This window comes from Salisediminibacterium halotolerans (assembly GCF_003814815.1).
Classification (GTDB): Bacteria; Bacillota; Bacilli; order Bacillales; family Salisediminibacteriaceae; genus Salisediminibacterium; species Salisediminibacterium halotolerans.
In genome coordinates, this window is the sequence record NZ_RKQQ01000002.1 from 18,266 (window position 1) to 32,056 (window position 13,791).

Consider the following 13,791-nt stretch of genomic DNA (forward strand, 5'->3'; position numbering starts at 1 on the left):
CGGCTCCAATTAGGGTGGCACCACGGGAAAACTCTCGTCCCTGAATTCATTCAGGACGGGGGTTTTTTGTATTGGCAAGACATTTACAGGAGGTATCAGAAATGAACATCACCATTCCGCGCGGCACTCAGGATATATTACCGGGTGAGTCCGCGAAGTGGCAATACATTGAAGCAAAAGCACACGATTTGTGCCGGCGTTATAACTATCAGGAAATCCGCACGCCGATTTTTGAACAGACGGAATTGTTTTCCCGCAGCGTCGGTGATACAACCGATATCGTACAAAAAGAAATGTACACGTTTGAAGACCGCGGGGGCCGCAACTTAACTTTGCGTCCGGAAGGAACGGCGTCGACGGTCCGTTCTTTTGTCGATGAAAAAATGCACGGCTGGGCGAACCAGCCGGTCAAGCTGTATTATATCGGTCCGATGTTTCGCTATGAACGGCCGCAATCAGGGCGTATGCGTCAGTTCGTTCAGTTCGGAGTTGAAGCGATGGGAAGCGCCGATCCGGCTGTTGATGCTGAAGTGATCGGTTTGGCGATGGATTTTTATAAAGAGCTCGGCTTAAAAGGTTTAAAACTCGTAATTAACAGCCTCGGCGACAAAGAAAGCCGCACAGCGCACCGCAATGCGCTCGTTAATCATTTTAAACCGCGAATCGGCGAGTTCTGCAGCGATTGTCAGGAACGGCTCGAAAAGAATCCGCTGCGTATTTTAGACTGCAAGCAGGATGCCGAGCACGAGCTGATGGCTTCGGCTCCATCGATTCTCGATTATTTAAATGCGGAATCCCGGCAGTATTTTGAAGATGTTAAAACATTTTTAACAGCGATGGACATTCCGTATGAAGTCGATCCCGGCCTCGTGCGCGGTCTCGATTATTACAACAATACCGCATTCGAAATTATGATTGACGGCGAAGGTTTCGGCGCCATTACAACGCTGATGGGCGGCGGACGTTACAATGGGCTGGTCGAAGAAATCGGCGGCCCGGAAACCCCGGGGATCGGGTTTGCGTTAAGCATTGAACGGCTGTTAATGGCTTTGGACAGTCAAGGCGTCACGCTGCCGGTTGAAACAGGACTGGATGCGTATTTAGTGACAATGGGGGATGAGGCGAAAAAAGCAGGGCCGAGAATCCTTCACGAGCTCCGAGCGGCGGGTCTGTCTGTCGACGGTGACTACATGGGCAAGAAAATGAAAGCGCAAATGAAGTCAGCAAGCCGGCAAAACGCTGCTTATGCGGTCATTTTAGGTGAAGAAGAACTCGCAAAGGGGACGGCGGTTGTGAAAAAGATGGCCGACGGCACACAAGAAGAATGGACGCTTGAAGAACTTGCAGCCAATTTAAAAAAGCATTTGGAAAAAGAGAAAGGGGTATCACGTTGACGGATCGAACTCATGTATGCGGAGAATTAAACGAAGCTCATATTGACGAGGAGGTGCGCCTGCAAGGTTGGGTCCGGCGCCGCCGCGATTTAGGTGAACTGATTTTTTTAGATATCCGAGACCGCTCGGGTTATGTTCAAACGGTTTTCAACGCGGAAATCAGCCGCGAGGCGCACCGTGCAGCTGAAGATGTGCGCAATGAATTTGTTGTTGAGGTGCGCGGGGTTGTCCGTAAGCGTGATGAGGAAAATGTGAATGAAAAAATTGCGACCGGCAAAATTGAAGTCGTGGCTGAGGAGCTCACGATCTTGAATAAGGCGAAAGCTCTTCCGTTTCAAATTGAAGATGATGTGGAAATTACCGAAGATGTCCGTTTAAAACACCGTTACTTAGATCTTAGACGGCCGTATATGACCGATACAATGTACTTGCGTCATCGGACGACGAAATTAATTCGCGATATTCTCGACGAACAACGGTTTATGGAAGTTGAAACGCCGATCTTGACGAAGAGCACGCCAGAGGGGGCGCGTGATTACCTTGTGCCGTCCCGGGTTCATGAAGGCAGTTTCTATGCGCTGCCGCAATCTCCGCAGCTTTTTAAGCAGCTGTTGATGGTTTCCGGCTTTGAACGTTATTACCAAATTGCCCGCTGTTTCCGTGATGAAGATTTGCGCGCCGATCGCCAGCCGGAATTTACGCAAGTCGACATCGAAGCTTCGTTTATGGGCAAAGAAGATTTATTGGCGATGATGGAAGAAATGATGGCGAGAATCGTCAAAGAAGTCAAAGGCGCTGAAATTGAAAGACCGTTTCCGCGTTTAACGTATTATGAAGCGATGGAGCGTTTTGGCTCAGATAAACCGGACTTGCGCTTTGGCATGGAGCTTGTCGATGTGTCGGAAATCGTTAAAGACAGCGGTTTTAAAGTATTCGCTTCAACCGTTGAACGAGGCGATGTTGTGAAAGGAATCAATATTAAAGGCGTCGCCGGGCGTTATTCCCGCAAAGATCTCGATGACTTAAGCTCATTTGCCGAAATTTACGGAGCTAAAGGCTTGGCTTGGGTGAAAGTTGAAGATGGCGGCACATTAAAAGGCCCGATTGCGAAGTTTTTCGATGAGGCAAAAGCAGCTGAGCTTGTAAAAGCGTTCGATGCTGAAGCTGACGACGTCTTAATGTTTGTCGCCGACAAACAAAGAGTCGCTTGGGATGTTCTCGGTAATCTGCGTAATAAGTTTGCGAAAGAACTCGATTTAATCGATTCCGGCGAGTTTAATTTCTTGTGGATAACAGAATTTCCGCTTTTATCTTATGATGAAGACAGCGGACGTTATGTGGCGGAACATCATCCGTTCACCCGCCCCGTGGAAGAAGATATTCCAAAATTGACAGAAGCGCCGGAAGAAGTGCGTGCCGAAGCTTACGATCTTGTCTTTAACGGCTATGAACTCGGCGGCGGATCACAGCGTATTTTTGAGCGCGACCTGCAAGAAAACATGTTCCGCGCCCTCGGGTTCTCAGATGAAGAAGCTGTCAGCCAATTTGGCTTCTTGCTTGATGCGTTTGAATATGGAACACCTCCGCACGGCGGGATTGCGCTCGGTCTTGACCGGCTTGTTATGATTCTCGCCGAACGGACGAATTTACGTGACACGATCGCGTTTCCAAAAACAGCAAGCGCGAGCGATCTGATGACAAATGCGCCGGATACCGTCAGTGATGAACAGCTGCAAGAACTTAAACTGAAAGTAACAGCCAAAAAAGAATAACCTCGCAATAAGCGCAGGATTAGGCCTCAAGTCTGACTTGTAAAATTACAGAAATTTTTGTATAATACAAGTAAGCAATAACTAGTTATGTTTTGAGAGTCCTATGATGACCGTTTCAACTTTAACGTTTTGAGCCAACACTTAAACATAGGGAGCTCGCGGTTACGTTTTATCCCCAATAACATGCCTTGCTAAGCTGAAGGACGTTAGCGGAGATAAACAGAGCACCCACCTGCCCATGCAGGTTCAAACCAAAAGGGTCAAGACGGCATACACGGGACTCTTAAGTGATTGATGTAAAACACTCCTGATTTACAGGAGTGTTTTTTATTGTTTAACTATGCTATAGTTCACTATCAACTATTCATGTAATGAAGGAGATAAACTGAAATGATGCATGCTTTTTCACGAAACGAACTGGCGATCGGAAAAGAAGGTCTCGATCGCTTGAAAGATCAAACCGTTGCTGTATTAGGAATCGGCGGGGTCGGGTCTTTCGCGGCCGAAGCGTTGGCCCGCTCTGGTGTCGGACGGCTGGTACTGGTAGATAAAGATGATATTGATATTACAAACGTTAACCGGCAGATTCATGCGCTCCAATCAACTGTCGGCGAGTCGAAAGTGGCGATGATGAAAGCGCGCATTGCTGATATTAACCCCGAATGCGAAGTTGTCGCGATGCATATGTTTTATAACGAAGAGACGTTTGAAACGTTTTTTGCTGAAAGCCCTGACTTTGTCCTTGACGCCTCTGATACGGTGAGCTATAAAATTCACCTCATGAAAGAGTGTATCGCCCGACGTATTCCACTTATTTCCAGCATGGGCGCAGCGAATAAAATGGATCCGACCCAATTAGAAATTGCCGATATTTCAGAAACGTCGTACGATCCGCTCGCGAAAATCATCCGCTCGCGTCTGCGTAAGGAAGGGATCCATACCGGCGTAAATGTTGTGTATTCGAAAGAGAAACCGATTGTAACAAGAGAAGATGTCCGCCGTGATATTGTCAGTGAAAAACAGGAGCAAGGAGCGATCAGAAAAGCGAAACTGCCGCCGTCTTCCAATGCGTTTGTTCCTTCGGTGGCCGGCTTAATCATGGCCGGTCATGCGGTGACTGCGCTGCTTGGTGATATCGATATTGAACGCGTCGGCAACTAAGAAGCGAGTATTTAAGCTAAAACTTCCTGTATATGCAGGGCGTTTTATGTCTATGACAACGAAGTGAAGAAAAAATGACAAAAATCGAAACAAATATTGAACAATAAGTGAACACTTTCGCATATGAAGCGGTTACATCGGCTGTTAGTGGCAACTATTTACACCTGATTGTTGCAAAGACAGGAAAGAAAACGCTGACATATTTCTAATATGGAAAGGGTAATAAACTGAAAAGACGGGTCGTCTAAATGCGATATATCCGCTATAATATCAGTAATTAGTTCAGACACCCTAGGAGGAATCATTCATGTTCATGATCACAATTACGGCATTCAGCGCAATAGTCTTGCCAATTATTTTTCTTGTCTTTTTGCGCTTTCCGGCAAAAACAGGCATGTTATACAGTGCCATTATCTTTATCAGTCTTGCGTATTTTGTTTGGGGAGTTGAGGGTCTTCCTTTGATCGCTTCTATTTTTGAAGGATTTCATCAAGCGTTGACGATTTTGTTCATTCTATTAGGTGCAATTGCCTTGTTAAACGCGCTTCGCGAAACAGGAGCTGTCGACCGGATTAATCAAGGGTTTCGCAATATTTCGGCCGATATGCGTATTCAAGTTATCATCATTGCGTTTTTGTTTGGCGGATTAATTGAAGGTGCCTCCGGCTTTGGTACACCGGCGGCTGTTACAGGTCCGCTTATGGTTGCGCTCGGATTTTCGCCGATCGCCGCCGCAACCCTTGCTTTGATCGCAAACAGTACGCCAGTACCGTTTGCGGCGGTTGGAACCCCTTTAATTATCGGTACGGGTAATGTTGAGGGAGCCGGACCGGAAATGTTTCAAGAGATTGCTTTAAATATTACGATGATGGATTTGCTCGTAGGAACCTTGATTCCGACGATATTAATCGTCGTTTTAACGACCGGTTTTGGCAAAACAAAAGGATTGAAGCCGGTCTTGGCAATGCTTCCGTGGACACTTACAATCGGAGCGGTTTATTCCGTGTCTGCATTGGTTTACGGCATTTTGTTCGGACCGGAGTTTATCAGTATTTTAGCTCCGCTAACTGGTTTAGCGTTTGCAACCATCACAGCTAAAAAGAACATTTTGCTTCCGAAAGATACGTGGCAAGAGGCGATGAAAGAAGATTTCCAAGTGAAGGAAGAAAAATCCGAGATGAGTCTGTTCACTGCTTGGAGCCCGTATTTTATTGTCGTTGTGTTGCTTCTCTTTACTCGGATTGTTGAGCCGGTGGAGCAATTTACCCAGCAAGCTCTTGACGCAACATGGACCGATATTTTCGGTGTTGAAGGGATTACTTCGAGTTGGGAAGTCCTCTATTCCCCAGGAGCGGTTCTGTTATTAGCAGCGTTTATTTCCGTTTATATCCAAGGGAAGAAGATCAAAACATTCGGCACCGCAATCAAGCAATCGAGCAGCACAGTTGTCGGAGCAGCTCTCGCTCTCTTCCCGACGTTGGCTCTCGTCCATGTTTTTGTAAACTCAGACTTTAATACAATGAGCGAACTGGGCACGATGCCGGAATACATTGCCGAAGTGATGGCGGCCGGTCTCGGAAGCGTGTGGCTTTTTATCGCTCCTTTCCTCGGCCTGTTAGGTTCGTTCGTAACCGGCAGTGCCGTTGTGTCGACGTTGACGTTCTCGCCAATTCAGTACAACGTAGCATTGGAGGCCGGATTTGATCAGAATTTAATTCTTGCTCAACAATTAGCCGGTGCAGCGGGCGGAAACATGATTTGTGTGCATAATGTCGTTGCAGCTGCGGCTGTCGTCGGAATTGTCGGCAGTGAAGGGGCGATCATTCGAAAAACGGTATTACCGGCTATTTTGTACGGACTCTTAGTCGGAGTAGCGGGACTGTTAGTCAATCTCATCATTCTTTAAAAAGCTGTCAAACCTGCGGATCTGCTCCGCAGGTTTTTTTATAAACAAAATATGTGAAATAGATAACACGAGTATTATAGTTTGATTTGATTTGCCGGTGTGCCCAGCCTTTTCAACATCCACCTGTATATACAAATATACGAAGGTGGGGGAAATTAACAAACGTTATTGAAAGCGCTTTCTTGTTTGATTATAATAGGTATTGTACATACAGTCATCTGATGACCGGATGATAAATATAACAGTACAGGGGGACAGGAAGACGCTCGTAAAAAGGATATTGTCTTAGGGGGAATGAAAATGGAATTTTTGACAGCTTTCAGTGCTATTATTTTACCGTTTATTTTTCTTGTATTGCTGCGCATGCCGGCAAAGAAGGGGATGCTTTACAGCGCGATTATTTTTATCACATTGGCATACTTTGTCTGGGGTGTCGAAGGAATGCCGCTTTTTGCATCCATATTTGAAGGTTTTCATCAAGCGTTTACGATCTTGTTTATTCTGCTCGGAGCGATTGTACTTTTGAACACGCTGCGGCAAACCGGTGCTGTTGACCGGATTAACGAAGGTTTTCGCAATATTTCCTCGGACATGCGCGTTCAAGTGATTATCGTCGCGTTTTTATTCGGCGGCCTGATTGAAGGAGCTGCCGGTTTCGGAACGCCTGCGGCAGTAACCGGACCGCTGATGGTCGCGCTCGGATTTACACCGCTTGCAGCTGCTACAACGGCGTTAATTGCTGACAGCACATCGGTATCATTCGGCGCTGTCGGGACGCCTGTTCTTGTCGGGCTCGGCAATGTCGAGAATGCGGGGCGCGAATTGTTTCAGGAAGTGGCGATTCGTACGACGATGATGGACTTATTGGTCGGGACACTTGTACCGTTTATCCTGATTGTCGTCTTAACGGTCGCTTTTGGGAAAAAGAAAGGTTTATCTTCGGTGATGTCGATGCTTCCGTGGTCACTTATGATCGGGTTTACATATTCAGTTTCCGCATATGTGTATGCCGTTTTGTTCGGTCCGGAATTTATTGCGATTTTAGCCTCGCTTACCGGTCTGGCGGTTGCGACGATTACAGCGAGAAAGAACTTTTTGCTTCCGGAAGAACCTTGGCAGGACGCATTGGAAGAAGGTTTCGAGGTGAAAGAAGCAAAGTCAGACATGAGCTTGCTCTCTGCCTGGAGCCCGTATTTTATCGTTGTCGTTTTGCTTTTGTTGACACGGATTGTTGATCCGGTTCAAGAGTTTACCCAAACGGCGGTCGATTTTACATGGAACAATATTTTTGGCGTCGAAGGAATTACCTCCAACTGGGAAGTGCTTTATTCACCGGGGGCCGTGCTTCTGTTGGCAGCGCTGATTTCCGTTTTCACACAACGGCAAACGATCGGAACATTCGGCAAGGCGTTTAAACAATCGATGCCGACCGTTCAAGGTGCAGCGCTGGCATTATTGCCGACATTGGCGCTCGTGCAAGTATTTACGAATTCGGATTTTAACGCAACGGCTCATTTGGCTTCCATGCCGGAATACATTGCTGAAGTGATGGCGGCATCGCTCGGCGGGGTTTGGCTGTTCGTCGCTCCGTATTTGGGCATATTAGGCTCTTTCATCACCGGCAGTGCAACAGTGTCAACGCTGACGTTCTCGCCGATCCAGTTTAATGTCGCAGCCCAGACAGGGCTCGACAGCAACCTCGTTCTCGCACAGCAGCTTGGCGGCTCCGCTGCCGGAAATATGATTTGCGTGCATAACGTTGTGGCAGCCGCGGCTGTCGTCGGCATGGTCGGCCGTGAAGGCGACATTATCCGTAAAACGATTTTGCCTGCGCTCCTATACGGTTTACTGCTCGGAATAGCCGGTTCAATTTTGTATTTGTTTATTATGTAAAAATGACAGGGGGGCGCCTTCAGCCCCCTTTTTGAAAAAATCGACTAAAATCGGAGTCAACTCTATTATTTTGAAGCGGTTTCATTTACAATACTTAGTAAATGGATTTATTTTAAAACATATTTTGGTTTTAGTCATCAGATGACCATATGAGTTACGAGGAGGAATTCCTATGAAGGTATCACTGTTTTTAACCTGTCTTGCCGATGTTGTTTATCCCGCATCGGTGGGAAAGAGCTCAGTAGAATTGTTGGAGCGTTTCGGCTGTGAGGTGGATTTTCCAAAGAAGCAAACGTGTTGCGGACAGCCGGCATTTAACAGCGGATTTCACAAAGAATCACGCGAGGTAGCGAAGCATATGATTGCGACGTTTGAGCACGCATCTTACGTGGTCTCTCCGTCAGGCTCTTGTACGGCGATGCTCCATGAGTATCCTAAACTGTTTGAAGATGATCCGGATTGGCTATATCGGGCTGAGGCATTGAAGAATAAATCGTATGAACTGACACAGTTTTTGGTTCACGTATTAAACGTTGAAGACGTCGGAGCAGAACTGCCGGCGAATGCCACGTATCATACATCTTGTCATATGACACGGCTGTTAGGTGAAAAAGAAGCGCCGATGAAATTGCTTAAGAATGTCAAAGGGTTAACGGTGTATGAACTGCCTTACAAAGAACAGTGCTGCGGTTTTGGCGGCACCTTCAGCGTCAAGATGATGCCGATCTCTGAGCAGATGGTCGATGAAAAGGTTGAGCATGTGGAGGAAACCGGGGCGGAGATTTTAATCGGGGCCGATCTCGGCTGTTTAATGAATATCGGCGGCCGGATTGAACGAAAAGGAAAACCGGTCAAAGTGATGCATATTGCAGATGTTTTGAATACGCAAGCTAAAGCGGAGGTGAACACATGAGTGTAAAAATCGGCGACGATAAATTTTTCGACCGGGTCGAAAAAGGAATCGATAATGAATTTATGCGTAAAGCGGTCCGTGAGGCGCAGAGCCGGCTGGAAGGAAGAAAATCAGCAATTCAAGAAGAAATGGGCAATTGGGAAGACTGGCGCGAACTGTCGGAAGAAATCAGACAGCATACATTGGAAAACCTCGATTACTATTTGGAGCAGTTTGCCGAAAACGTTGCTGCCCAAGGCGGACATGTCTTCTTTGCCGAAACGGCAGAAGAAGCGAATCAATACATTTCCGGGATCATTAAAGAAAAAGATGCAAAAAACGTTATCAAATCGAAATCGATGGTGACTGAAGAGATCGGGATGAACGAAAAACTCGAAGAGCTCGGGGCGAATGTTGTGGAATCGGATTTAGGCGAGTGGATCTTGCAGCTTGATGACCAGGATCCGCCGTCACATATCGTTGTGCCTGCTTTGCATAAGAATAAAGAACAGATTGAAGAGACGTTCAGAGAAAAGCGGCAGTACGATCAAACGTCGGATCCGAATGAGCTTGCCTTGTTTGCGCGTAAAGAACTGCGCAAAGATTTTCTCGCTGCGGACGTCGGCATCACCGGCAACAACTTTGCCGTTGCAGAGTCCGGATCGATTTCACTCGTGACAAACGAAGGCAATGCCCGCCTTGCGACGACACTGCCGAAAACGCAAATATCAGTGATGGGTATGGAGCGGATTGTCCCGACGTGGGAAGAACTCGACGTTTTAGTGACAATGCTTTGCAACAGCGCGGTCGGACAAAAGCTGACAAGCTACATTACCGGCCTGACCGCAACGAAAGAAGACGGCGATGTCGACGGGCCGGAAGAATTTCACGTCGTGATTATTGATAACGGCCGCTCGAAAATTCTCGGGACCAAGTATCAGTCCGCGCTTCAATGTATCCGCTGTGCAGCCTGCATTAACGTCTGTCCGGTTTACCGGCACATCGGCGGTCATTCGTACGGGTCGATTTATCCAGGGCCGATCGGCGCCGTTTTGACCCCGCTTTTAGAAGGGTACGACGAGCATAAAGAACTGCCTTATGCTTCAACGCTTTGCGCCGCTTGTACCGATGCGTGTCCGGTGAAGATTCCGCTCCACGAGTTGTTAGTGGAACACCGCAAAGATATCGTCGAAAAAACAGGAAAAGTCGGCTTTGCCGAAAAGATGGCGTACAAAGGATTTGCTTACGGCGCGACCCACCCGTCGCTTTACAGTTTCGGAAAGAACCAAGCGCCCGGCTATATCAGTTCGATTTCCAAAAGCGATGAGGACGGCAAAGGAAAAGGGTTCGGTCCGGCAAAAATGTGGACGAACATTCGCGATCTGCCGGAAAAAGACAAGGACGATTCGTTTCGAAAATGGTTTGAAAACCGCAGCAAAGGAGAGGAGTCCTGATGGCCCGGGGAACGATTCAAAACAAAGAGACGTTTTTAACCAACATTGCCGACCAGCTCGGACGCAAACGGAAAACAGAAGGTGTCGAACGGCCGCAGTGGTCAAAGAGCCCGCAGCACGATGTGTTTGCAGGCATGAGTCAAGATGAGATGCTCGATCGTTTCGTCTTGCAATGCGATAAAATTCATACCAATGTCGTCGTCATCCCGCAAAAAGATTTAGCATCTTCATTCGAGCGCGTCGTCAGCGACATGGGTTCCGGCTCGATTGTGCATTGGAATGACCCGCGATTTGAAACATACGGGTTAAAAGAGACGCTAAAAAAGCAGGAAGACGCGGGTGTTGATGTATTCGAATGGAACCCGGATTTAGGGCATAAGAACATCGAAAAAGCGGAGCAGGCGAACATCGGCGTGACGTTTTCGGATACGACGCTGGCTGAATCAGGCACTGTTGTGTTGCACAGCAATGCCGGAAAGGGCCGATCTGTCAGTTTGCTTCCGCAGCGTTACATCGCGATTATTCCGAAGAGCACGCTCGTACCGCGCATGACGCAAGCTGCGGAGAAGCTTCATGAGCTGGCGGATGAGAACGGACGAACACCGTCTTGCGTGAATTTCATTTCCGGGCCGAGCAACTCTGCCGACATTGAGCTTCGGCTTGTCGTCGGGGTGCACGGACCGGTCCAAGCGACGTACATTGTCATTGACGACCAGTGATCAGCCGATCTGACAAAAAGAAGCCGCCGGCAACAGCCGGCGGCTTTGTTACGTTCTTTTATTGTTTTGGATTCGTTCGTTAAAGTAATCGAGGCGTTTTTGCACCGTTTTTTCATACCCGTTCGCCGAAGGGCTGTAAAACGTTTTGTGCTGCAGATGATCCGGCAAGTACTGCTGAACGACATAATGATTTTCGTAATGGTGGGGGTATAAGTAGCCGTCGCCGTGACCGAGCTTGCCGGCTCCTTTATAGTGGGAATCGCGTAAATGGACGGGTACGTCGCCGGTCCGTTCGTTTTTCACCGTTGCCAAGGCGTTATCGATGCCGGTGATCACCGCGTTGCTCTTCGGGGCCGTCGCAAGGTATAAAGCCGCTTCAGCCAGCGGGATGCGCGCTTCCGGCATGCCGATAAATTCGACGGCGTGAAAAGCAGCCTCGGCAATCAACAGAGCGTTCGGGTCGGCCAAGCCGACATCCTCAGCTGCATGAACGTAAAGTCTCCGTGCAATAAAGCGGGGGTCTTCCCCGGCATAGATCATTTTCGCCAGCCAGTACAAGACCGCATCAGGATCGGATCCGCGAATGCTTTTAATAAAAGCGGAGATCGTATCGTAATGATTATCGCCGCCTTTGTCGTAACGGACCATCCGCTGCTGAATCGAAGCTTCCGCCGTCTGCAGGTCGACCGTGATCGTTTCATCCGGGTCCGGATCCGTAGTTAACACGGCGAGTTCGACGGCGTTTAACGCTGTCCGGGCATCGCCGTTGGCAATATCGACAATATGACGGACGGCATCGTCGTGCATGTGAATGTCATAATCCCCAAAGCCCCGCTCTTGATCTGTTACAGCTTCTTCAATCACCCGCTTGACTTCTTCATCCGTAAGCGGTTCGAGCTTAAATAACCGCGAGCGGGAAAGAAGCGCCGGATTGACTTCAAACATCGGGTTTTCTGTCGTTGCTCCGATTAAAACGACTGTCCCGTCTTCGACATAAGGAAGGAGCGCATCTTGCTGGCCTTTATTAAAACGGTGAATCTCATCGATAAACAGCACCGTTTTCCGTTCTTCGTATTTCAAACGGCCCTTCGCTGCTTCAACGACTTCACGGACATCCTTGATCCCTGCTGTGACTGCGTTCAGCTGTTCAAAGTGTGAAGCAGTTGTATTGGCAATCACGCGGGCGAGCGTCGTTTTACCGGTGCCCGGCGGGCCGTGAAAGATCATCGGCGTAAGGCGGTCAGCTGTAATCGCCCGATGAAGCAGCGTGCCGGGGGCTAAAATGTCCTCTTGCCCGATGACCTCATCAATCGTCCGCGGCCGCATCCGCGCCGCAAGCGGCCCTTTCGGTGCCGGGTTTTGTTCAGCTGATGTTGTAAACAAATCCATTGTCATCCTCCTGAATAGATGTTCTGCAAAATGATTGCATTTTTTAGCTGTGACCGTTAAAATTCGAGTGGTTTACATCCGTTTAATACACTTTATTGTATGATATAATAAGTGACAGTCAGTGTACACACTAAAGGAAGTGAAAGCATGACACGGCCATGGACAAAAACAGAAATGCCGATTTTTCGTTGGTTTATTTTTACGCTCGGCGTCGTGATCATGAGTTTCGGTGTCGCGCTGATGATCCGCGCGGAACTGGGTATCGCTCCTTGGGATGTGCTCCATGTCGGTTTGCAAATGCATTTTGGACTCACCGTCGGAACATGGACGATCATTATGGGGCTTGTTCTTTTAACGGCCTCCGTTATTATTTCAAAAGAGCGCCCGAAATTGGGGGCTTATATTAATATGATCTTTGTCGGTGTGTTTGTGGATATCTTTTTACTATTGCTGGAGACACCGGCGAGTATACAAGGGCAGACAATCATGCTTTTGGCAGGGATTCTCGTGATGGGATTCGGCATCGGCGTTTATATTTCTCCGCGTATGGGCGCCGGCCCGCGCGACAGCGTAATGCTCGCAATATCGGAGAAAACGGGGATGGCGGTTGCGCGTGTGCGAGCCGTGATGGAAGTCTCTGTGTTATTTATCGGCTGGCTGTTAGGCGGGCCGGTTTTTATCGGCACTCTTCTGTTCAGTGTGACAATCGGTCATGTGAGCGGAGTATCATTAACAATCTGCCAAAACTGGATGGATCGACTAAGAGAAAGAGGGATGCGGGTTGAAAATATCTACTAAAGGACGTTATGGACTGACGATTATGATCGCGCTTGCGAAAAGACATGATGATAAACCGATATCACTTAAGTCGATTGCGCAAGAACATCATTTATCTGAACATTATTTAGAACAGCTGATCGCTCCGCTTCGGAACGCGATGCTTGTAAAAAGTGTCCGCGGCGCTTACGGCGGCTATATGCTTGCTAAACAGCCGGAAGATATTACTGCCGGTGATATTATCCGTGTGTTGGAAGGACCGATTACGCCGGTAGAAATCATAGACGATGAAGAACCGGCGAAAAGGGATTTATGGATTAAAATTCGCGATGCCGTGAAAGATGTGCTCGATTCAACGACGCTGGACGATCTGGCCAATTATGAAGGCGGAGAAGACCAGGAATATTATATGTTTTACATTTAAGCAGTAAGAA

General features: G+C 48.0%; 11 protein-coding genes, 1 other RNA gene and 1 other annotated feature (1 of these 13 running past the window's edge). Of the genes, 11 read left to right on the top strand and 1 reads right to left on the bottom strand.

Annotated features, from left to right (window positions below; translation table 11 throughout):
• Nucleotides 1-45, top strand: a binding site (T-box leader); it begins 167 nt to the left of the window's first position.
• Between the two features lie 56 nt (nt 46-101).
• The 9 genes from hisS to EDD67_RS03060 all read left to right on the top strand — a co-directional run bounded on the left by hisS (nt 102) and on the right by EDD67_RS03060 (nt 11,191).
• Nucleotides 102-1,394 (top strand): histidine--tRNA ligase, encoded by a 1,293-nt coding sequence (gene hisS / locus EDD67_RS03020; RefSeq protein WP_093073638.1) that lies wholly within the window; start codon nt 102-104, stop codon nt 1,392-1,394.
• The gene (aspS, locus tag EDD67_RS03025) at nt 1,391-3,166 is read left to right on the top strand and encodes an aspartate--tRNA ligase (protein WP_093073636.1); all 1,776 of its coding nucleotides are present in this window, start codon (nt 1,391-1,393) and stop codon (nt 3,164-3,166) included. The genes hisS and aspS overlap by 4 nt, the downstream gene beginning before the upstream one ends.
• Before the next feature lie 95 nt (nt 3,167-3,261).
• A non-coding RNA gene (gene ssrS / locus EDD67_RS03030) (6S RNA) lies at nt 3,262-3,451 on the top strand.
• A gap of 105 nt (nt 3,452-3,556) precedes the next feature.
• A complete protein-coding gene (locus EDD67_RS03035; protein ID WP_121439145.1) occupies nt 3,557-4,327 on the top strand; it encodes a tRNA threonylcarbamoyladenosine dehydratase in 771 nt (256 codons plus the stop codon).
• A 313-nt stretch (nt 4,328-4,640) separates the two neighbouring features.
• Nucleotides 4,641-6,233, top strand: a complete 1,593-nt coding sequence (locus EDD67_RS03040) for an L-lactate permease (RefSeq protein ID WP_093073680.1) — start codon at nt 4,641-4,643, stop codon at nt 6,231-6,233.
• A gap of 300 nt (nt 6,234-6,533) precedes the next feature.
• Complete coding sequence (locus tag EDD67_RS03045; protein ID WP_121439144.1) at nt 6,534-8,126, top strand: L-lactate permease; 1,593 nt, start codon at nt 6,534-6,536, stop codon at nt 8,124-8,126.
• 172 nt (nt 8,127-8,298) lie between these two features.
• Nucleotides 8,299-9,039 (top strand): (Fe-S)-binding protein, encoded by a 741-nt coding sequence (locus tag EDD67_RS03050; protein ID WP_093073628.1) that lies wholly within the window; start codon nt 8,299-8,301, stop codon nt 9,037-9,039.
• Nucleotides 9,036-10,472 (top strand): LutB/LldF family L-lactate oxidation iron-sulfur protein, encoded by a 1,437-nt coding sequence (locus EDD67_RS03055; protein WP_121439143.1) that lies wholly within the window; start codon nt 9,036-9,038, stop codon nt 10,470-10,472. The genes EDD67_RS03050 and EDD67_RS03055 overlap by 4 nt, the downstream gene beginning before the upstream one ends.
• Entirely contained in the window at nt 10,472-11,191 is a 720-nt protein-coding gene (locus EDD67_RS03060; RefSeq protein ID WP_093073624.1) for a LutC/YkgG family protein, read from the top strand. Before EDD67_RS03055 ends, EDD67_RS03060 begins: the two co-directional genes overlap by 1 nt.
• A 48-nt stretch (nt 11,192-11,239) precedes the next feature.
• On the opposite strand, the gene EDD67_RS03065 is transcribed toward EDD67_RS03060, so the two are convergent.
• Nucleotides 11,240-12,580, bottom strand: coding sequence for an AAA family ATPase (locus tag EDD67_RS03065; RefSeq protein WP_121439142.1), 1,341 nt, complete (start codon nt 12,578-12,580; stop codon nt 11,240-11,242).
• Nucleotides 12,581-12,727: 147 nt separating this feature from the next.
• On the opposite strand from EDD67_RS03065, the gene EDD67_RS03070 reads away from it, so the two are divergent.
• On the top strand, nt 12,728-13,378 hold the full coding sequence (locus EDD67_RS03070) for a YczE/YyaS/YitT family protein (protein ID WP_121439141.1): 651 nt from the start codon (nt 12,728-12,730) through the stop codon (nt 13,376-13,378).
• The gene (gene cymR, locus EDD67_RS03075) at nt 13,362-13,781 is read left to right on the top strand and encodes a cysteine metabolism transcriptional regulator CymR (RefSeq protein ID WP_093073619.1); all 420 of its coding nucleotides are present in this window, start codon (nt 13,362-13,364) and stop codon (nt 13,779-13,781) included. Before EDD67_RS03070 ends, cymR begins: the two co-directional genes overlap by 17 nt.
• Nucleotides 13,782-13,791: the final 10 nt, after the last annotated feature.

Coding starts and splice junctions, on each gene's coding strand:
- EDD67_RS03045 (WP_121439144.1), top strand. CDS start 6,534: ATGGAATTTTTGACAGCTTTCAGTGCTATTATTTTACCGTTTATTTTT.
- EDD67_RS03050 (WP_093073628.1), top strand. CDS start 8,299: ATGAAGGTATCACTGTTTTTAACCTGTCTTGCCGATGTTGTTTATCCC.
- EDD67_RS03035 (WP_121439145.1), top strand. CDS start 3,557: ATGATGCATGCTTTTTCACGAAACGAACTGGCGATCGGAAAAGAAGGT.
- EDD67_RS03060 (WP_093073624.1), top strand. CDS start 10,472: ATGGCCCGGGGAACGATTCAAAACAAAGAGACGTTTTTAACCAACATT.
- hisS (WP_093073638.1), top strand. CDS start 102: ATGAACATCACCATTCCGCGCGGCACTCAGGATATATTACCGGGTGAG.
- EDD67_RS03070 (WP_121439141.1), top strand. CDS start 12,728: ATGACACGGCCATGGACAAAAACAGAAATGCCGATTTTTCGTTGGTTT.
- EDD67_RS03065 (WP_121439142.1), bottom strand. CDS start 12,580: ATGGATTTGTTTACAACATCAGCTGAACAAAACCCGGCACCGAAAGGG.
- EDD67_RS03055 (WP_121439143.1), top strand. CDS start 9,036: ATGAGTGTAAAAATCGGCGACGATAAATTTTTCGACCGGGTCGAAAAA.
- EDD67_RS03040 (WP_093073680.1), top strand. CDS start 4,641: ATGATCACAATTACGGCATTCAGCGCAATAGTCTTGCCAATTATTTTT.